Source organism: Chitinophaga sp., assembly GCF_035564935.1.
Classification (GTDB): Bacteria; Bacteroidota; Bacteroidia; order Chitinophagales; family Chitinophagaceae; genus Chitinophaga.
The window spans coordinates 1-14,181 of record NZ_DATMTE010000724.1 but is presented as its reverse complement, the minus strand read 5'-3'; the positions used below and the strand labels follow the sequence as shown (position 1 = coordinate 14,181).

Genomic DNA, 14,181 nt, shown 5'->3' with positions numbered 1-14,181 from the left:
GCAAATATTAAACCAAATCTCACTGGTGGGAGGAGATGAAAAGTAATATTAAAACTAAGGTAAAAGTATAAAAACAGGAATTTAATATCAAAATAAAGGAAAACTTTTACTTTGTTTTCATATTAAATTACTATTTTACCTTACATTCATATCTTGATTACAGTGATGAGTTGTAGTTAATTGTGTGATGCCAGATATATTTATCCCGGGCCTGGCAGGCAAACATAGACCTGTTCATTAACCCGCCAATACGCCAACGTAATAACCGATCACATTATAATTAATATTTAAGCTAATACTAAAGAGCAACAGGAATTGCTTTACACAACGATAATGATAATATAGCGTAATCCAGTGCAAGCAAACCTGGTCCAACCTCGATAAAGCAGGAAACATGATACAAGAGTACCTCAGGAAACAACAGGATGAGAGCAATGACTACAAGCCTGTTTTTTATGATTTGAAAGACGCAAAAGATCGTCAGTCCTTCGAAAGCCTTTTGAAAACCCGTCCGCACCTACGCATTAACGACCATATCGATTCCCAGCTGAAGGAACTGATGAAAATCAGGAATCCTACTAAGCGCTTGACTGCAGCGGAATACGAGGAAAAAGTACAGGCCTACCTCAACGGGGTTTCCCCGGAAGAATTTGGGGTATGGGTGTATTATCCGTGGAACGGCCAGGTGGTACATATTGTAAATGAGCCTGAGTTTATTGAATTGCGTACCAGCAGGAACCAGCATAAGATCACAGCCGAAGAAATTGCCGTATTGTCAAAGAAGAAAATTGGCATTGTTGGCTTATCTGTAGGGCAGTCGATTGCGCTGACCCTGGTGATGGAGCGTATTTGTGGTGAGCTGAGGCTGGCCGATTTTGACCGGTTGGAACTAACCAATATGAACAGGATCCGTTGCGGGGTGCATAACCTGCAGGTACCCAAAGTGGTGATAGCTGCCCGTGAAATTGCAGAGCTGGATCCCTTTATCAAGGTAAAGATCTACGGGGATGGTATGACAGAGGCCAATATGGACGATTTCTTTACCGCTGATGGGGTATTGGATATTTTCGTGGAAGAGTGCGATGGTGTGGATATTAAAATACTGAGCCGGATAAAGGCAAAATCCCTGAAGATCCCCGTTGTGATGGAAATGAACGACCGGGGAATGATAGATATTGAGCGTTTTGATCTTGAGCCGGACAGGCCACTGATGCACGGCCTGATACCGGAGGTGGATATCGACACCTTAAAAGGGCTGACGGATGCTGAGAAGCTGCCGGTTTTCAGCCCCATGCTGGCCCTTGAAAATGCTTCGGCCAGGATGAAGTACTCCCTGGGCGAGATTGGCAAAACCATTACCACCTGGCCCCAGCTGGCCTCTTCAGTTGTGCTGGGCGGAGCCCTGGTGGCTGATACATGCCGTCGCATAGCCCTGGATCAGTTAAAGAGTTCAGGCAGGTATTATATAGATTTTGAGCAGCTGATTGTTTAACATACTTATGCCTTGTATAAGCGCTATTCCGCAATGTCATGATTAATGTAAGGGTATTTAGGGCTCCGGATGATCCTGAGGCTTGTATGAGATTTTATACCGGTCACCTCAGGTTGCTGGAAATATATTTCGGCATCGCCCAGGTAACCTCCGGCAACGCCGACTGGATGCAGCACGAGAATACTATAGTGATCATAGTAGAGGACGATACACGTACCAAAACATATGGCGGGGCACGCGTACAGCTTGCCGACGGCGTGTTGCCTCTGCCCATTGAAACGGCGATAGGTAAATACGATCCAAAAATATATTCTTTCGTAAAAAAGGGCAGTGCTGAACTCTGCGGGATGTGGAATTCCAAGGAAGTGGCCGGAATGGGGATCGGCAGCCAGGTACTGGCAAGAGTAGGCGTTGTGTTGTGCGCACAGTTGCCAATAGACAGCTATCGCGTGTTGTGTGCGCCTATTACCACACGTGTGGGGAAACGTGTTGGCTTTGTTATTGATGAGGAGCTGGGTAACAAGGGTACTTTCTTTTACCCGAAAGACGATTTCCTGGCTACTGCAATGGTGATCAATGATTGTTTTAATCTGCCTCATGCTGATCCGAAAGAGAAACTACTGATTTCAGATCTGCGTGAAAATCCTATACAATCCAAAATAGAAGTAGGCCCGAAGGGTTCCTATGAGGTAAACTACAACCTCCGGATTCCCACACATGCCCACTCCGCCCTGTAAGCAATTAAGGGGACGGTATTTCTGAAAAAACACATAAATTCAAGCCTGATAACTAATCTATTTCGTGATGCTGTATAAGATTGTAGGTTTATGGTCAATCTTTACCCTGATATCCCTGTTTCATGCAACGGCCCAACCTGTTGTATTTAAAAACACCAAATCGCTGTTACAGATAGGCAGCTACCTGGAGCTGTATACCGACAAGGCAGATACGCTCACCATTGCCTCTGCTCCTGCACAGCCTTTCAGGGTTTCCGGCCAGGATGTACCTAACCTGCAGATCACTCCATATACACAGTGGGCAAGATTTTCCATCAACAACCAGTCGAAAGCGGAGAAGCTGTTGCTGGAAGTAGAGTACCCGATCATTGATGACATCACGTTGTATGAACTGATGCCTGACGGCGCCATTAAACAAACCCGGCTGGGAGAATTTACTGACTATAAAAACCGGGGATACGACCACCAGAACTACCAGTTTCTCCTGCACCTGCTCCCCAATGAAACGCGGCAGTTTTACCTTAAAGTGAAGGCCGGAGAACAATTGCAGCTTCCCATTTACCTGGGTACGCCCGAAAGCATTTATGACAAAAACAACAAACGGGAACTCATTTTTGGTATATACGTGGGTGTTATCCTGGCCATGACTTTTTATAACCTCTTCATCTATATATCTACCCGCGACAACAGCTATCTTATTTATGTAAGCTACATCATTTGTGTGGGCCTTACCCAGGTAACGCTGCAGGGATATTCGTTCCGTTTCCTGTATCCCCACAGCCCGTGGCTGGCCATGCATGCAACGGTGCTGGTACCTGTATTCAACGGGCTTGCCGCGCTTACGTTTATACAGAAGTTCCTGTCTACCAAAGTAAATTACCGGCTTGGGCACAGGCTGATGAATGCAGTGAATATACTGTACCTCCTTTGCCTGATCCCTACTTTCCTGAACATGTATACTTTTGCGCAGATATTTGTGCAGATAGATGCTTTCCTGGCGTCGTCGATGGCTTTTGTTGTTGCCTGGCGCATCAGCCTGAAAGGCGTAAAAGATGCCCGTTACTTCCTGCTGGCCTGGTCTGTATTCCTGAGCAGCGTGATCATTTTTGTATTGCGCAATTTTAACGTGCTGCCTTACAACAACTTTACCTACTATGCGCTGCAGATCGGTTCGGGTATAGAAGTGCTGCTACTGTCCTTTGCCCTGGCACACAAGATCAATGTGTTCAAAGCGGAAAAAGAAGCATCCCAGCAAATGGCGCTGGCTATATCACAGGAAAATGAAAGACTGGTAAGGGAACAGAACATCATCCTGGAAAGTAAAGTAAAAGACAGAACTGAAGATCTGCAGGCCACCAACCTGGAACTGAACACAGCGTTAACGAACCTTAAAGATGCTCAAACCCGGCTTGTGGAAAAAGAAAAAATGGCGTCGTTGGGTCAGCTCACGGCCGGTATTGCTCATGAGATCAACAACCCGATCAACTTTGTTACGTCCAATATCAAGCCGTTGAAACTGGATATTGCCGATCTGAAAGAGTTGTTGAACCGTTATGACGAATTACCTGGAAGCACGGATATATCCAGGTCGCTCGCAGATATTGCGGCGTTCAAGAAAGAGATTGATATTGATTATATCCACGAGGAAATTTCCTCCCTTATTAAAGGGATAGAAGACGGCGCTACACGTACTGCGGAAATAGTGAAAGGGCTGCGTACTTTCAGCCGCCTGGATGAAAGCGAGGTGAAATCCATCGACATCCACGAAGGGCTGGACTCCACGCTGGTATTATTGCGCAATGCCATTCCTCCTTATGTGAACATTGTAAAAGATTATGCGGAGCTGCCAAAAGTGGAGTGCTATGCCGGTAAAATAAACCAGGTGTTCATGAATATTTTCAGCAACGCCCTGAATGCGATTAAAACCAAGAAAGAACATCACAACGAATTTATCTCCATAAAAACAAAACAGGAAAACAACTTCATTGTTATCACCATAGAGGATACGGGTACAGGTATGTCCGAGGCTGTGCGGGAAAAGATCTTTGATCCTTTCTTCACCACTAAGGATGTAGGGGAAGGCACCGGGCTGGGATTATCTATTGTGTTCAGTATCATAGAGAAGCATAAAGGCAGGATTATCGTGCATTCGGCCCCTGGCGAAGGAGCGGAATTTATTATATATTTACCTCTTAGTATTGCAAATCATTTATCGTAATTAACCATAAGGTCTTTTAATGAAAGAAAACCGCATACGAATATTATACATAGATGATGAAATTCATAACCTGAATGCGTTCAAAGCAAGCTTCCGCAGAAGTTATGAAATTTACACGGCTACTTCAGCGCAGGAGGGTAAACTGCTGCTGAAAGAGATCATGGTGCATATTATCATTGCCGATCAGAAGATGCCGGTATCTACCGGTGTGGAGTTCTTCAACGAGATAAAGGATACGCTACCCGACCCTATGCGTATTTTGCTGACTGGTTATACCGATGTGGAAGATATTATAGACGCCATTAACAAAGGGCATATCTATTCCTATATTAAGAAGCCCTGGGATGAGCATGAGCTGCATAAAACCATCAACAATGCCTACGAAATATACCGTACGCGAAAACAACTCCGCGAAAAGATAGAAGAGCTGGAGAAAACAAATGATGAACTGAACCGTTTCATTTACTCCACTTCCCACGATCTCCGCTCCCCGCTGATGTCTGTATTGGGTATTATCAATTTATCCAGGCTGGATAATTCGATAGTAGACCCCAACGGTTATATGAATATGGTAGAAACCTGTGTATTAAAGCTGGATGATTTTATCCAGAAGATCATTGAGTACTACCGCAATTCCCGGCTGGAAGTAGAGTATGAAAGAATTGATTTCAATACACTGCTGAACGACTGCATTACTGCGTTCAAACCGCAGAACACCCAGATCCTTTTTCAGACCAATGTGGATCAGGCAGTGGATTTCAGGGGCGATACCTTCAGGATCAGCGTTATTTTAAACAATCTTATTTCAAATGCTGTTAAGTACCAGAAACCGGAGGAAACCAACCCGATGGTTAACCTGTCTGTTAAAGTAGAACCGCATAAAGCCACCATCTGCATACGTGATAATGGTATCGGAATTTTAAGTGAGCATCTGAACAATATTTTCAAAATGTTTTTCCGGTCCAAAAATAATAATAAACCTGGTAGTGGTATTGGCTTGTATATTGTTAAGGAAGCGCTTAGTAAAATAGGTGGCACCATTAACGTAGAGTCCAAATATGGCGAAGGCACCCAATTTGAAATTACCATCCCTAACAGAAATGAATTCGATACCTGACCTGCGAGTCATATTGATTGATGACAACGAGATTGATTTGTTACTGCATGAAAAGTTGATCGGATTTCAACAAATCAGCAGAACGGTGATATCATTTGTAAATGCCAATAAGGCACTGGAGTTCCTGTCTTCCAACATTGCGTTGCCCAAAATTCCCCCTACTGTTATCCTGCTGGATATCCAGATGCCCGAGATGGATGGCTTTGAATTTCTGCAGGCATTTGACACCTATCCACAGAAGATCAAGTCGCAATGCCATATCGTGATGGTGTCTTCTTCACTGGATTATGGGGATATTACCCGTACCAACGCCAATCCCATGGTAGTTAAATTACTGCGAAAGCCCTTGCTGTTAAAGGATTTAAAAGAAACTGTAGAAGGAATTTTCAAAGATTTTCTATAAAATGTTGGTGTTTACAGGAAAAAATATATTTTTGCATCCCGAACAACAATAAACGGGGGATTAGCTCATCTGGTAGAGCGCAAGCATGGCATGTTTGAGGTGAACGGTTCGAGCCCGTTATCCTCCACCCGTAAAGCCTGACACTCAGTGTCGGGCTTTTTTTATGGTGATCCGGCGTCAGACCAGCGTTTCGCTTATTTCGGCAGGTATGGTCCTGGATTGTTTCAGGGGCAATACAATAATAAAGGTGGCGCCCTCTCCTTCCCTGCTCCTGGCGGTAATAAGGCCGCCGTGCTTATCGATCACCTTCTTGGCAATAGCCAGCCCGATACCGGTGCCTTCGTACAGATCGGAGGTATGGAGTCGCTGGAAGATGGTGAATATTTTAGAGAGATATTTTTCATTGAACCCAATACCATTGTCGCGGATAATGATCCGGCAGTATTGGCCGCCGGCGAAGACTGCGCTATCGGGATTCAGATCGGTTACCGTTTCGGCGGAAATATTTACCTGGGGCGGCACATCTTTGCGTGAAAATTTCAACGCGTTACTGATGATGTTTTGAAACACCTGGCGTATTTGCCCCGGAACCGCTTCAATCTGAGGCATTTTCTCTACAGTGATGACCGCATTCCGTTCTGTGATCATCAGCTCCAGGTCTACCAGGATCTCCTGGATAATTTTATTGAAGTCGGCAATTTCGTTTATGCTTGCCACGGATAACCGTGAATAGCTCAGCAGGTCGTTAATAAGCCTTGCCATGCGTTCTGACGAGCCTACAATCCTTTCCATATAAGAGAGGGCGTTAGGATCTGTTTGCAGGAACCGGTCCCTTAAAATAGCTCCGAACAGCTGAATTTTACGCAATGGTTCTTTCAGGTCATGCGACGCTACGGATGCAAACTGCTGCAGGTCGTGGTTACTGGCTTCCAGTGATTTATTGATCTCTCTCAGTTCTTCTGTTCTTTCCCTTACCTTCTGTTCCAGCATATCATTCACCTGTTGCTGATGTGCAATCAGGGCTTCCTGGGCGAGTTTTCTTACTTCTACTTCTTCCTTGAGCGACTGATGCATTTGCTTCAGTTCCTGGGATTGCTGGTAAAGGCGGGAAAACGTTTTTACTTTCATCAGGAGAATATCCGGATCTACAGGTTTCGTAATATAATCGATACCACCGGAGTCGTATCCTTTTACGATGAACCGTTTGTCTTTATTTACGGCAGACAGGAATATAATGGGGATATCTTTGGCTTTACTATGGCCAGACAGCGCTTCGGCTACCTCAAAGCCATCCATGCTGGGCATCTGCACATCCAGGATAATGAGCGTGTAATTGTACTTCAATATTTTTTTTAACGCTTCCTCTCCCGACAACGCAGTGTCTACCTCGAACTGGTAAAGCTCCAGGGTTTTCCTGATAGACAATATATTTTCCGGCTTATCATCTACAATTAAGATCATACAACATAATCGTTAAAACCAGCGGGCAAGGGATACTGCCCCTGTATTTTTTTTACAATGCCCTTTCAATAATCATACCCCTGCCATCCGGTTAATGAAGGCTGCCATGTCCTGCGGCTGCAGAATAACATCTACAGGAGCCTGCAGGATAGCTTGCTTTGGCATATAATCCACATCTGCACTTGCCGGGTCCTGCACGGCGGTGGTTCCCCCCGCATTATGTACATCTATCAACCCCTCCGTGCCATCGGTGTTAGCGCCTGAAAGCAGTAATGCAGTCATGTGGCTGCCATAGGCCAGGGCTGCGGACGTAAAGGTGACATCTATGCTTGGCCTGCTGAAATTCACTTTCTCCGAATCATCCAGGGAAAAGGTATGATCTGTTTCTATCAGCAGGTGGTAATCTGCAGGCGCAACGTAAATGGTAGCCCGCTGCAGCGGTTCTTTCTCCGCCGCTTCCATTACTGGCAGGCTGGATCTGGCAGACAACAATTCCGTTAACACAGACTCATAATGGTTCTGACGGTGCAAAACAATCAGTATAGCTGCGGGAATCTGAACAACAAGCCCCGGCAATAGTGTTAAAATAGGTTGCAGTCCGCCGGCCGAACCACCTATTACAAATAAATATGGTGCTGTACTCATAGGCTACCTGTTTTGTTATTACAACTGCACTTTCCGCCAGATCTTCTCCTTATTCTCCAGTTGCCGGAACCTGTCTGTTACACTGGTGAAGTTAAGTGTTTCTTTACTTCCCAGTGCCAGGAAACCCAACTGTTCCAGGCTGTCACTGAACAGGGTGAGCACCCTGTCCTGCAGTTTTTTATTAAAATAGATCAACACATTGCGGCAGATGATCAGTTGAAATTCGTTAAAGGAACCATCTGTTACCAGGTTATGCGGTGAGAAGATGATCTTCCGGCCAAGATCTTCCCGGAACTTCGCATATTCATAATTGGCCGTATAATACGATGAAAAATCTTCCCGGCCACCTGATTCTATGTAGTTACGGGAATATTGCTGCATTTGTGAAAGCCTGAATATTCCCTTACGGCCTTTTTCCAATACGCCGGCATTGATATCAGTTGCATAAATCACCGCCTTATGCAGCAGGTTCGCTTCTTTAAGCAGGATGGCAAAGGAGTATACCTCTTCACCGGTAGAGCAGCCGGCATGCCATACGCGGATAGACGGATAGGTGGCCAGCACCGGCAATACCTGGGTACGTAATGCCTGGTAAAAGGAAGGATCACGGAACATTTCTGTTACATTTACCGTAATCTCTTCTACAAACCGCAGCGCATATGCCGGGTCGGAAATAATACGGTAGCGGTATTCAGCAAAGCTGGGGAAACGATCGGCCAGGTACAGGTGATTTACCCGCCTGTTAATGGAGGCGGGAGCGTACTCCGTAAAATCATATCCGTATCTTTCCAGTACGTCATTCAGCAACAGGGATACTTCCTGTTCACTTATCGGGTTCCTGCTCACATTTACGCTGATAAATATTGCTGTAGCTGTAACAGTAATTCATCTACATCAATCGGTTTTGAAATATAGTTATCGGCGCCTGCTTCCAGGCATTTCTCACGATCGCCTACCATGGCCTTTGCCGTAACGGCAATCAGTGGAAGCTGCCTGTTCCCGGGCATGCCTCGGATAGCCGCAATGGTTTCATACCCATCCATGTCGGGCATCATAATATCCATCAATACAGCGCCTACCGAATGGGCGGCCGACAATATCCGGATGGCCTCGGCGCCGGTACCAACAGCCATTGACGCGATATTCCTGGACCGCAGCACCGCTTTTAGTGCAAAAATATTGCGGGCATCATCATCTACAATTAATACCAGTTTCTGTTCCATTATATATTACTTCATGGATTTATCGTATAACCATACCCGTAGTAACGACAATAATTGGTCTACATCCACAGGTTTAGAAATATAATCGGAGGCGCCTGCCTGCAAACATTTCTCCCGGTCGCCCATCATTGCCTTTGCCGTTACGGCAATTACCGGTAATCCTCTCAGGCCCGGTTGTTTCCTGATGGCGGCAATTGCATCATACCCATCCATTTCCGGCATCATCATATCCATCAGCACTATGTCTACCGGGTGCCCTTTCAGCTGCTCCAGCGCTTCTTTACCATCAATGGCCGACAATACCTTCATCTGGTGTTTTTCCAATGCTTTTGTAAGGGAGAAGATATTGCGCACATCGTCGTCTGCCACCAGCACAGTTTTATCTTTCAGCACTTCATTCAGTACCCCCATTTTCCCGTTCCCCGCCTGCGCTACCGGCGCATTTTCCGATACCAGGTGCAGGAACAATGATACTTCATCCAGCATACGCTGATAGGAATGGGCGGTTTTCACCACAATGGAATCCGCATACTGCCGGATACGTTGTTCTTCTGCCTGTGATAAACTTTTACCGGTAAAAATGATAATAGGAAGATTTTCCAGTCCCTTTATTTCTTTCACCATTTCCAGTGCTTCGTAAGCCCGCTGATCGGGGATGCCCATATCGAGGATCACACAGTCAACATCCTGTTGCTGCAGCAGCGATACACCATCTTCCACATTATTGCTGATCTCCGAGTTTACCTGGTAGTTGCTGAGGAAATAAGCCAGCGCTTTTGCATGTTTGGCATTTTCTTCCAGGATCAATACTTTTTTGGTAGAGCGCTGTAATACAAATTCCATTTTTTCAAAGATCAGCTGCATGCTCTGCAGGTCTACCGGCTTGCTGATAAAGTCGACTGCGCCTTTCAGGAGGCTTTCTTTTTTTACTTCCATGGAAGACATGATATGCACCGGTATCGGCCTGGTGGCCGGATCGCTTTTCAATTCTTCCATCACCTGCCAGCCATCTTTTATAGGCAGCTGAATATCCAGCAGGATGCCGATAGGCTTATAGATGCGGGCCAGTTCGGCTGCTTCATCGCCACGAACAGATACGATCCCTTTATAGCCCCTTGCATGTGTGAAATCAAGCAAAGCTTTTGCAAAATGGGTATCGTCTTCCACGATAAGGATCACCGGATCGCCGGTTTCAATAAGTCCGCGGTCATCGTATACATCTTCCGGTACGGTAGCGGAAAGGAATCTTTTTTTCTGATCTGCTTCCTGGTCTTCCACTACCGGCGGCGGCAGTATGGAAGATGGGGTCGCAGGCGTTGCGGATTTGCGCAGTATAGGCACCGTGATCACAAACTCACTTCCGTCGTTGCCGTTGCTGCTTACGGTGATCTGCCCGCCAAGCAACTTTGCCAGTTCCCGGCTGATAGACAGCCCCAGGCCCGTACCACCATATTTTCTCCGGGTAGATCCATCTGCCTGCTGGAAGGCTTCGAAGATCACCTGTTGTTTTTCTGCGGGGATACCAATGCCGGTGTCCTTTACCGCAAAGCGGATGGTTTGCAGGGTTTCTCCTTCCAGTACTTCCAGCCGCACAAATCCTTTGGCGGTAAACTTCAGCGCATTCGAGAGCAGGTTTTTGAGTATCTGTTCCAGTCTTACCTGGTCTGTTTCAATTGTAGCGGGTACGCCGGCATCTTTGTGTATTTGCAGTTGCAGCCCTTTTTCTTTTGCTATCGGTTCAAACAATGCCTGCATATTGCCGCATATATCTGCAATGGATACCTGGCTGAACTCCAGTTCCATTTTACCCGATTCAATTTTCGAGAGGTCAAGTATTTCATCGATCAGGGTGAGCAGGCCTTTACCTGAACTGTTGATCACCTGTGCATATTCCACCTGGTCGCCATTAAGATTGGCGTCGTGGTTTTCAGAAAGCAGCCTTGATAATAATAAGATAGAGTTAAGTGGTGTACGCAGTTCGTGCGACATATTAGCCAGGAACTCTGATTTGTAGCGGGTGCTGAGTGCCAGCTCTTCCGCCTTCTTATGAATATCCAGGTTACGTTCTACAATGATCTGGTTTTTCTCTTCCAGGAGGCGGCTTCTTTCTTCCAGTTCCGCATTCGACTGCATCAGTTCTTCCTGTTGTACTTTCAGTTCCTCTTCTGATACCTGGAGTTTCTGGGTTTGCGCTTCCAGTTCCACGTTGAGGCTTTCCAGTTCGCCGTGTTGCGTTTGCAGTTCTTCTGCCTGGGCCTGGGTTTCTTCCAGCAATTCCTGCAGGCGTGTACGGCTCCTGGTGCTTTGCAGGGCGATAGCAATATTTACAGCGGCCTGTTTGGCGAAATCGATCACGTGTTCTTTAAACGGAAACAGGGAACCGATCTCTATCACACCTTCCGCAATACCTGCATGGATCAGCGGAATGATAAGTACATAACCAGGTTGGGCCGAAGCGGCGGCTCCTGCAATATGCAGGAAATTATCCGGCGCTTCCGTAAGGTATAGCGGTTCCTTCCGGGATATACTTTGCCCCAGTAAGGTTTTTCCTATCTCTATAACCTGGGGGGCCGGATGAGCAGGCGATAACGCGTGTTCAGCAGATAAGTACAATTCACCCGACTGCCTGACGTACAGTACCCCTGTTTGTGCGCCGGTATACTGTACAATATCCGTTAATGCATCTTTACTAAGCGCATGCATATCTTTTTCACTGAGCAGTGTTTCACTTACCTGGTTAAGTCCTGTTTGAATCCACATTTTCTGCTCGGCATTGGAGCGGAATGTTTTCAGGTCGGCGGCCATTTGTACCACTGCATTACCAAGAACATCATCTTCACTCCGTGGCTTCACATCTATGTTGAAGTTGCCTTTCCCTATACTGTCTGCCGCGGTGGCCAGCTCCTGGTTCGTTTGATCAATAGCGTTAAACGAACGCGCCAGACTGCCGATCGCATCTTTTGTATGCACTTCCGGCGCTGATCCGGGTACTCCCCTGGAAATTTTCACTGCAGCTGCCCGCAACATTTCCAGGCTGTCTGTAATGCCTTTAATGGTATATGAAATAAATACTATCACCAGCACTACAATGCCCACCAATATCAACATGTATCGGGTTTTCAGGTCATTTTCCTTTTTGGAGATAATTTTTGCATCCCTGCTTATTTTGTCCATTACGGAACGTTGCAGTTGCTTCAGCTGATCTACTGCGAGGGAGGAATTATCCCACCAGGAATCCGCATTAAACAGGGTATCAATTTTCCGGGAGGCGATAGTGCTCCTGATAAAATCATCGGTGACAGTCATTTCGTTGGAAGACTCCATTTTGAGATAATCCTTTGATACAGCGGGAGAGGCTTTATCTACCAGTTCTGCACGCAGGGCGGCATACATATCGGCATTGTTTTCCACGCGGGCAAAATCTTCCGGCCATACCTCCTTTTTCAACATGAAATAATAAATATCCATCCGGATCATTCCCTGGTAGGCAGCCATCTGGGCCAGCAGGTATTGTGCATTCATATCCTGCTGCACTGCCCTCAATACCGGGATATCCGGGGCATTGGCGGTGGCCAGGTCATTGAGACGGAAAATAAGATTGGAGTAATAATCCAGCACTTCCCGTTGGGGCATGCTTTTATTGTCGATATCTTTTCTCTTCTTAGCAAGTGTATTTAGCAGGGAGTACTGGAAGAAACGGCTATCATTGGTCAGCAGCCTGCCTCTTACAGCATCAATGGCAAGATCCGTTTTGGCGCGTTGCGTAAGCAGATCATTCAGGCTGCCTGTTTGCAAAACATAATTTACGCTGTTCCTGCGTTCCATATGGATCTCATCCGCCACTTTCATAATGGTAGTAGCAGTGGTAATTTTTTGCAACAGGTTATCGATGGTGGTTATATCTTCACTTTGCTTATTGAATACAGCTATACCAAAATATACGAGGCACGCCAGCGGTATTACAGCAACTAACATCAGTTTCCTGGGAAGGGGAAGCTGCATAAAGAATTTATTCATTTGCCTGAGCTTGTTTTAATTTTCACGGGGTGCTGTTTTGCAAACTGTGTTGTACACCGGCTTTTAGCACATTTCGTTCCAACAGTACCACCAAATGGAATTATAATGATAATAAAATAACAACAAAATCATAGATTTGTCTCTATTCCAAAATGATATGCCTGATAGTTGTAAATATACCTCAGTACTTTTAATTGACGATGATATAGATGACAGGATGATATTCGGTGAAGTACTAAAAGAGCTGGCACCTGATATCATTTACCATGAAGCTATAAACGGCGAGGATGCTTTGCTGAAGCTGAACAATGATCTTGTACCCGACCTTATCTTCGTGGATCTGAATATGCCGCGGGTAGATGGAAAACAATTCCTTGCAGAAATACGGCAGCAGCAGCATTTAAAGCATATCCCTGTGGTGATCTATACCACCTCTTCACATGAATTGGACAAAAAAGAAACCAGGGAACTGGGCGCTTCGTATTTCCTGACGAAACCCAACAGTCTTCATGAGCTTACACACATACTGATAGACCTTTTGCAGCAAAAGCTATTCTAGCAGAAAGCCTCACAAGGAATTGTGAGGCAGCGTTTCTACCATTGTTACTATTTTTAAACCCTCATATATGCGTGTGCATACGCTTATGTTTTATAAAGATGGGATTTAAATGATCTTCAAGTGTTAATCAGATCTTAAAGATTGCTGCATTAAAATTGTTTTACTACTTCTTCCAGCCATCCTGTTGCATTAAAATTCACTTTTACTGCAGGCTGGATCCCTTTATTATCAATACCTTGCCCTGCAGCCACTCTCCTGGAGCGGGTAACCGGATAGTCTACTGAAAAATCAGGGGTCGAAAATTTTACC

Annotated in this window: 11 protein-coding genes and 1 tRNA gene; 7 read left to right on the top strand and 5 right to left on the bottom strand. The window is 45.7% G+C overall.

The features are described 5' to 3' along the window. The first annotated feature begins 394 nt into the window (after positions 1-394). The 6 genes from VN105_RS18735 to VN105_RS18710 all read left to right on the top strand — a co-directional run bounded on the left by VN105_RS18735 (position 395) and on the right by VN105_RS18710 (position 6,094). The gene (locus VN105_RS18735) at positions 395-1,492 is read left to right on the top strand and encodes an Rv1355c family protein (protein WP_325643057.1); all 1,098 of its coding nucleotides are present in this window, start codon (positions 395-397) and stop codon (positions 1,490-1,492) included. 86 nt (positions 1,493-1,578) lie between these two features. Then, positions 1,579-2,229: a hypothetical protein gene (locus VN105_RS18730; RefSeq protein ID WP_325643056.1), complete on the top strand. Its 651-nt coding sequence runs from the start codon at positions 1,579-1,581 to the stop codon at positions 2,227-2,229. Positions 2,230-2,296: 67 nt separating this feature from the next. Then, positions 2,297-4,447 carry a sensor histidine kinase gene (locus tag VN105_RS18725; protein WP_325643055.1) on the top strand — a complete coding sequence of 717 codons (2,151 nt, stop codon included), beginning with the start codon at positions 2,297-2,299 and terminating at the stop codon, positions 4,445-4,447. Between the two features lie 19 nt (positions 4,448-4,466). Then, positions 4,467-5,564 (top strand): hybrid sensor histidine kinase/response regulator, encoded by a 1,098-nt coding sequence (locus VN105_RS18720; RefSeq protein WP_325643054.1) that lies wholly within the window; start codon positions 4,467-4,469, stop codon positions 5,562-5,564. Then, entirely contained in the window at positions 5,506-5,967 is a 462-nt protein-coding gene (locus VN105_RS18715) for a response regulator (protein WP_325643053.1), read from the top strand. The genes VN105_RS18720 and VN105_RS18715 overlap by 59 nt, the downstream gene beginning before the upstream one ends. A gap of 54 nt (positions 5,968-6,021) precedes the next feature. After that, positions 6,022-6,094: transfer RNA gene (locus VN105_RS18710), tRNA-Ala, on the top strand. A gap of 50 nt (positions 6,095-6,144) precedes the next feature. Here the strand turns inward: VN105_RS18710 and VN105_RS18705 are convergent. The 5 genes from VN105_RS18705 to VN105_RS18685 form a co-directional block, all read right to left on the bottom strand. After that, on the bottom strand, positions 6,145-7,428 hold the full coding sequence (locus tag VN105_RS18705; RefSeq protein ID WP_325643052.1) for a hybrid sensor histidine kinase/response regulator: 1,284 nt from the start codon (positions 7,426-7,428) through the stop codon (positions 6,145-6,147). Between the two features lie 72 nt (positions 7,429-7,500). Beyond that, positions 7,501-8,073, bottom strand: a complete 573-nt coding sequence (locus tag VN105_RS18700; protein ID WP_325643051.1) for a chemotaxis protein CheB — start codon at positions 8,071-8,073, stop codon at positions 7,501-7,503. Between the two features lie 18 nt (positions 8,074-8,091). Continuing rightward, positions 8,092-8,919, bottom strand: a complete 828-nt coding sequence (locus VN105_RS18695) for a protein-glutamate O-methyltransferase CheR (RefSeq protein WP_325643050.1) — start codon at positions 8,917-8,919, stop codon at positions 8,092-8,094. Positions 8,920-8,921: 2 nt separating this feature from the next. Continuing rightward, positions 8,922-9,296, bottom strand: coding sequence for a response regulator (locus VN105_RS18690; protein WP_325643049.1), 375 nt, complete (start codon positions 9,294-9,296; stop codon positions 8,922-8,924). Positions 9,297-9,302: 6 nt separating this feature from the next. Continuing rightward, positions 9,303-13,313 carry a response regulator gene (locus VN105_RS18685; protein ID WP_325643048.1) on the bottom strand — a complete coding sequence of 1,337 codons (4,011 nt, stop codon included), beginning with the start codon at positions 13,311-13,313 and terminating at the stop codon, positions 9,303-9,305. Between the two features lie 136 nt (positions 13,314-13,449). Between VN105_RS18685 and VN105_RS18680 the strand changes: the two genes are divergently transcribed. Continuing rightward, positions 13,450-13,872 (top strand): response regulator, encoded by a 423-nt coding sequence (locus VN105_RS18680; RefSeq protein ID WP_325643047.1) that lies wholly within the window; start codon positions 13,450-13,452, stop codon positions 13,870-13,872. Positions 13,873-14,181 lie beyond the last annotated feature (309 nt).

Excerpts from the sequence above, each read along its gene's own strand:
- VN105_RS18735 (WP_325643057.1), top strand. The coding sequence starts at position 395 with ATGATACAAGAGTACCTCAGGAAACAACAGGATGAGAGCAATGACTAC.
- VN105_RS18715 (WP_325643053.1), top strand. The coding sequence starts at position 5,506 with ATGGCGAAGGCACCCAATTTGAAATTACCATCCCTAACAGAAATGAAT.
- VN105_RS18720 (WP_325643054.1), top strand. The coding sequence starts at position 4,467 with ATGAAAGAAAACCGCATACGAATATTATACATAGATGATGAAATTCAT.
- VN105_RS18705 (WP_325643052.1), bottom strand. The coding sequence starts at position 7,428 with ATGATCTTAATTGTAGATGATAAGCCGGAAAATATATTGTCTATCAGG.
- VN105_RS18725 (WP_325643055.1), top strand. The coding sequence starts at position 2,297 with ATGCTGTATAAGATTGTAGGTTTATGGTCAATCTTTACCCTGATATCC.
- VN105_RS18700 (WP_325643051.1), bottom strand. The coding sequence starts at position 8,073 with ATGAGTACAGCACCATATTTATTTGTAATAGGTGGTTCGGCCGGCGGA.
- VN105_RS18685 (WP_325643048.1), bottom strand. The coding sequence starts at position 13,313 with ATGAATAAATTCTTTATGCAGCTTCCCCTTCCCAGGAAACTGATGTTA.
- VN105_RS18730 (WP_325643056.1), top strand. The coding sequence starts at position 1,579 with ATGAGATTTTATACCGGTCACCTCAGGTTGCTGGAAATATATTTCGGC.
- VN105_RS18690 (WP_325643049.1), bottom strand. The coding sequence starts at position 9,296 with ATGGAACAGAAACTGGTATTAATTGTAGATGATGATGCCCGCAATATT.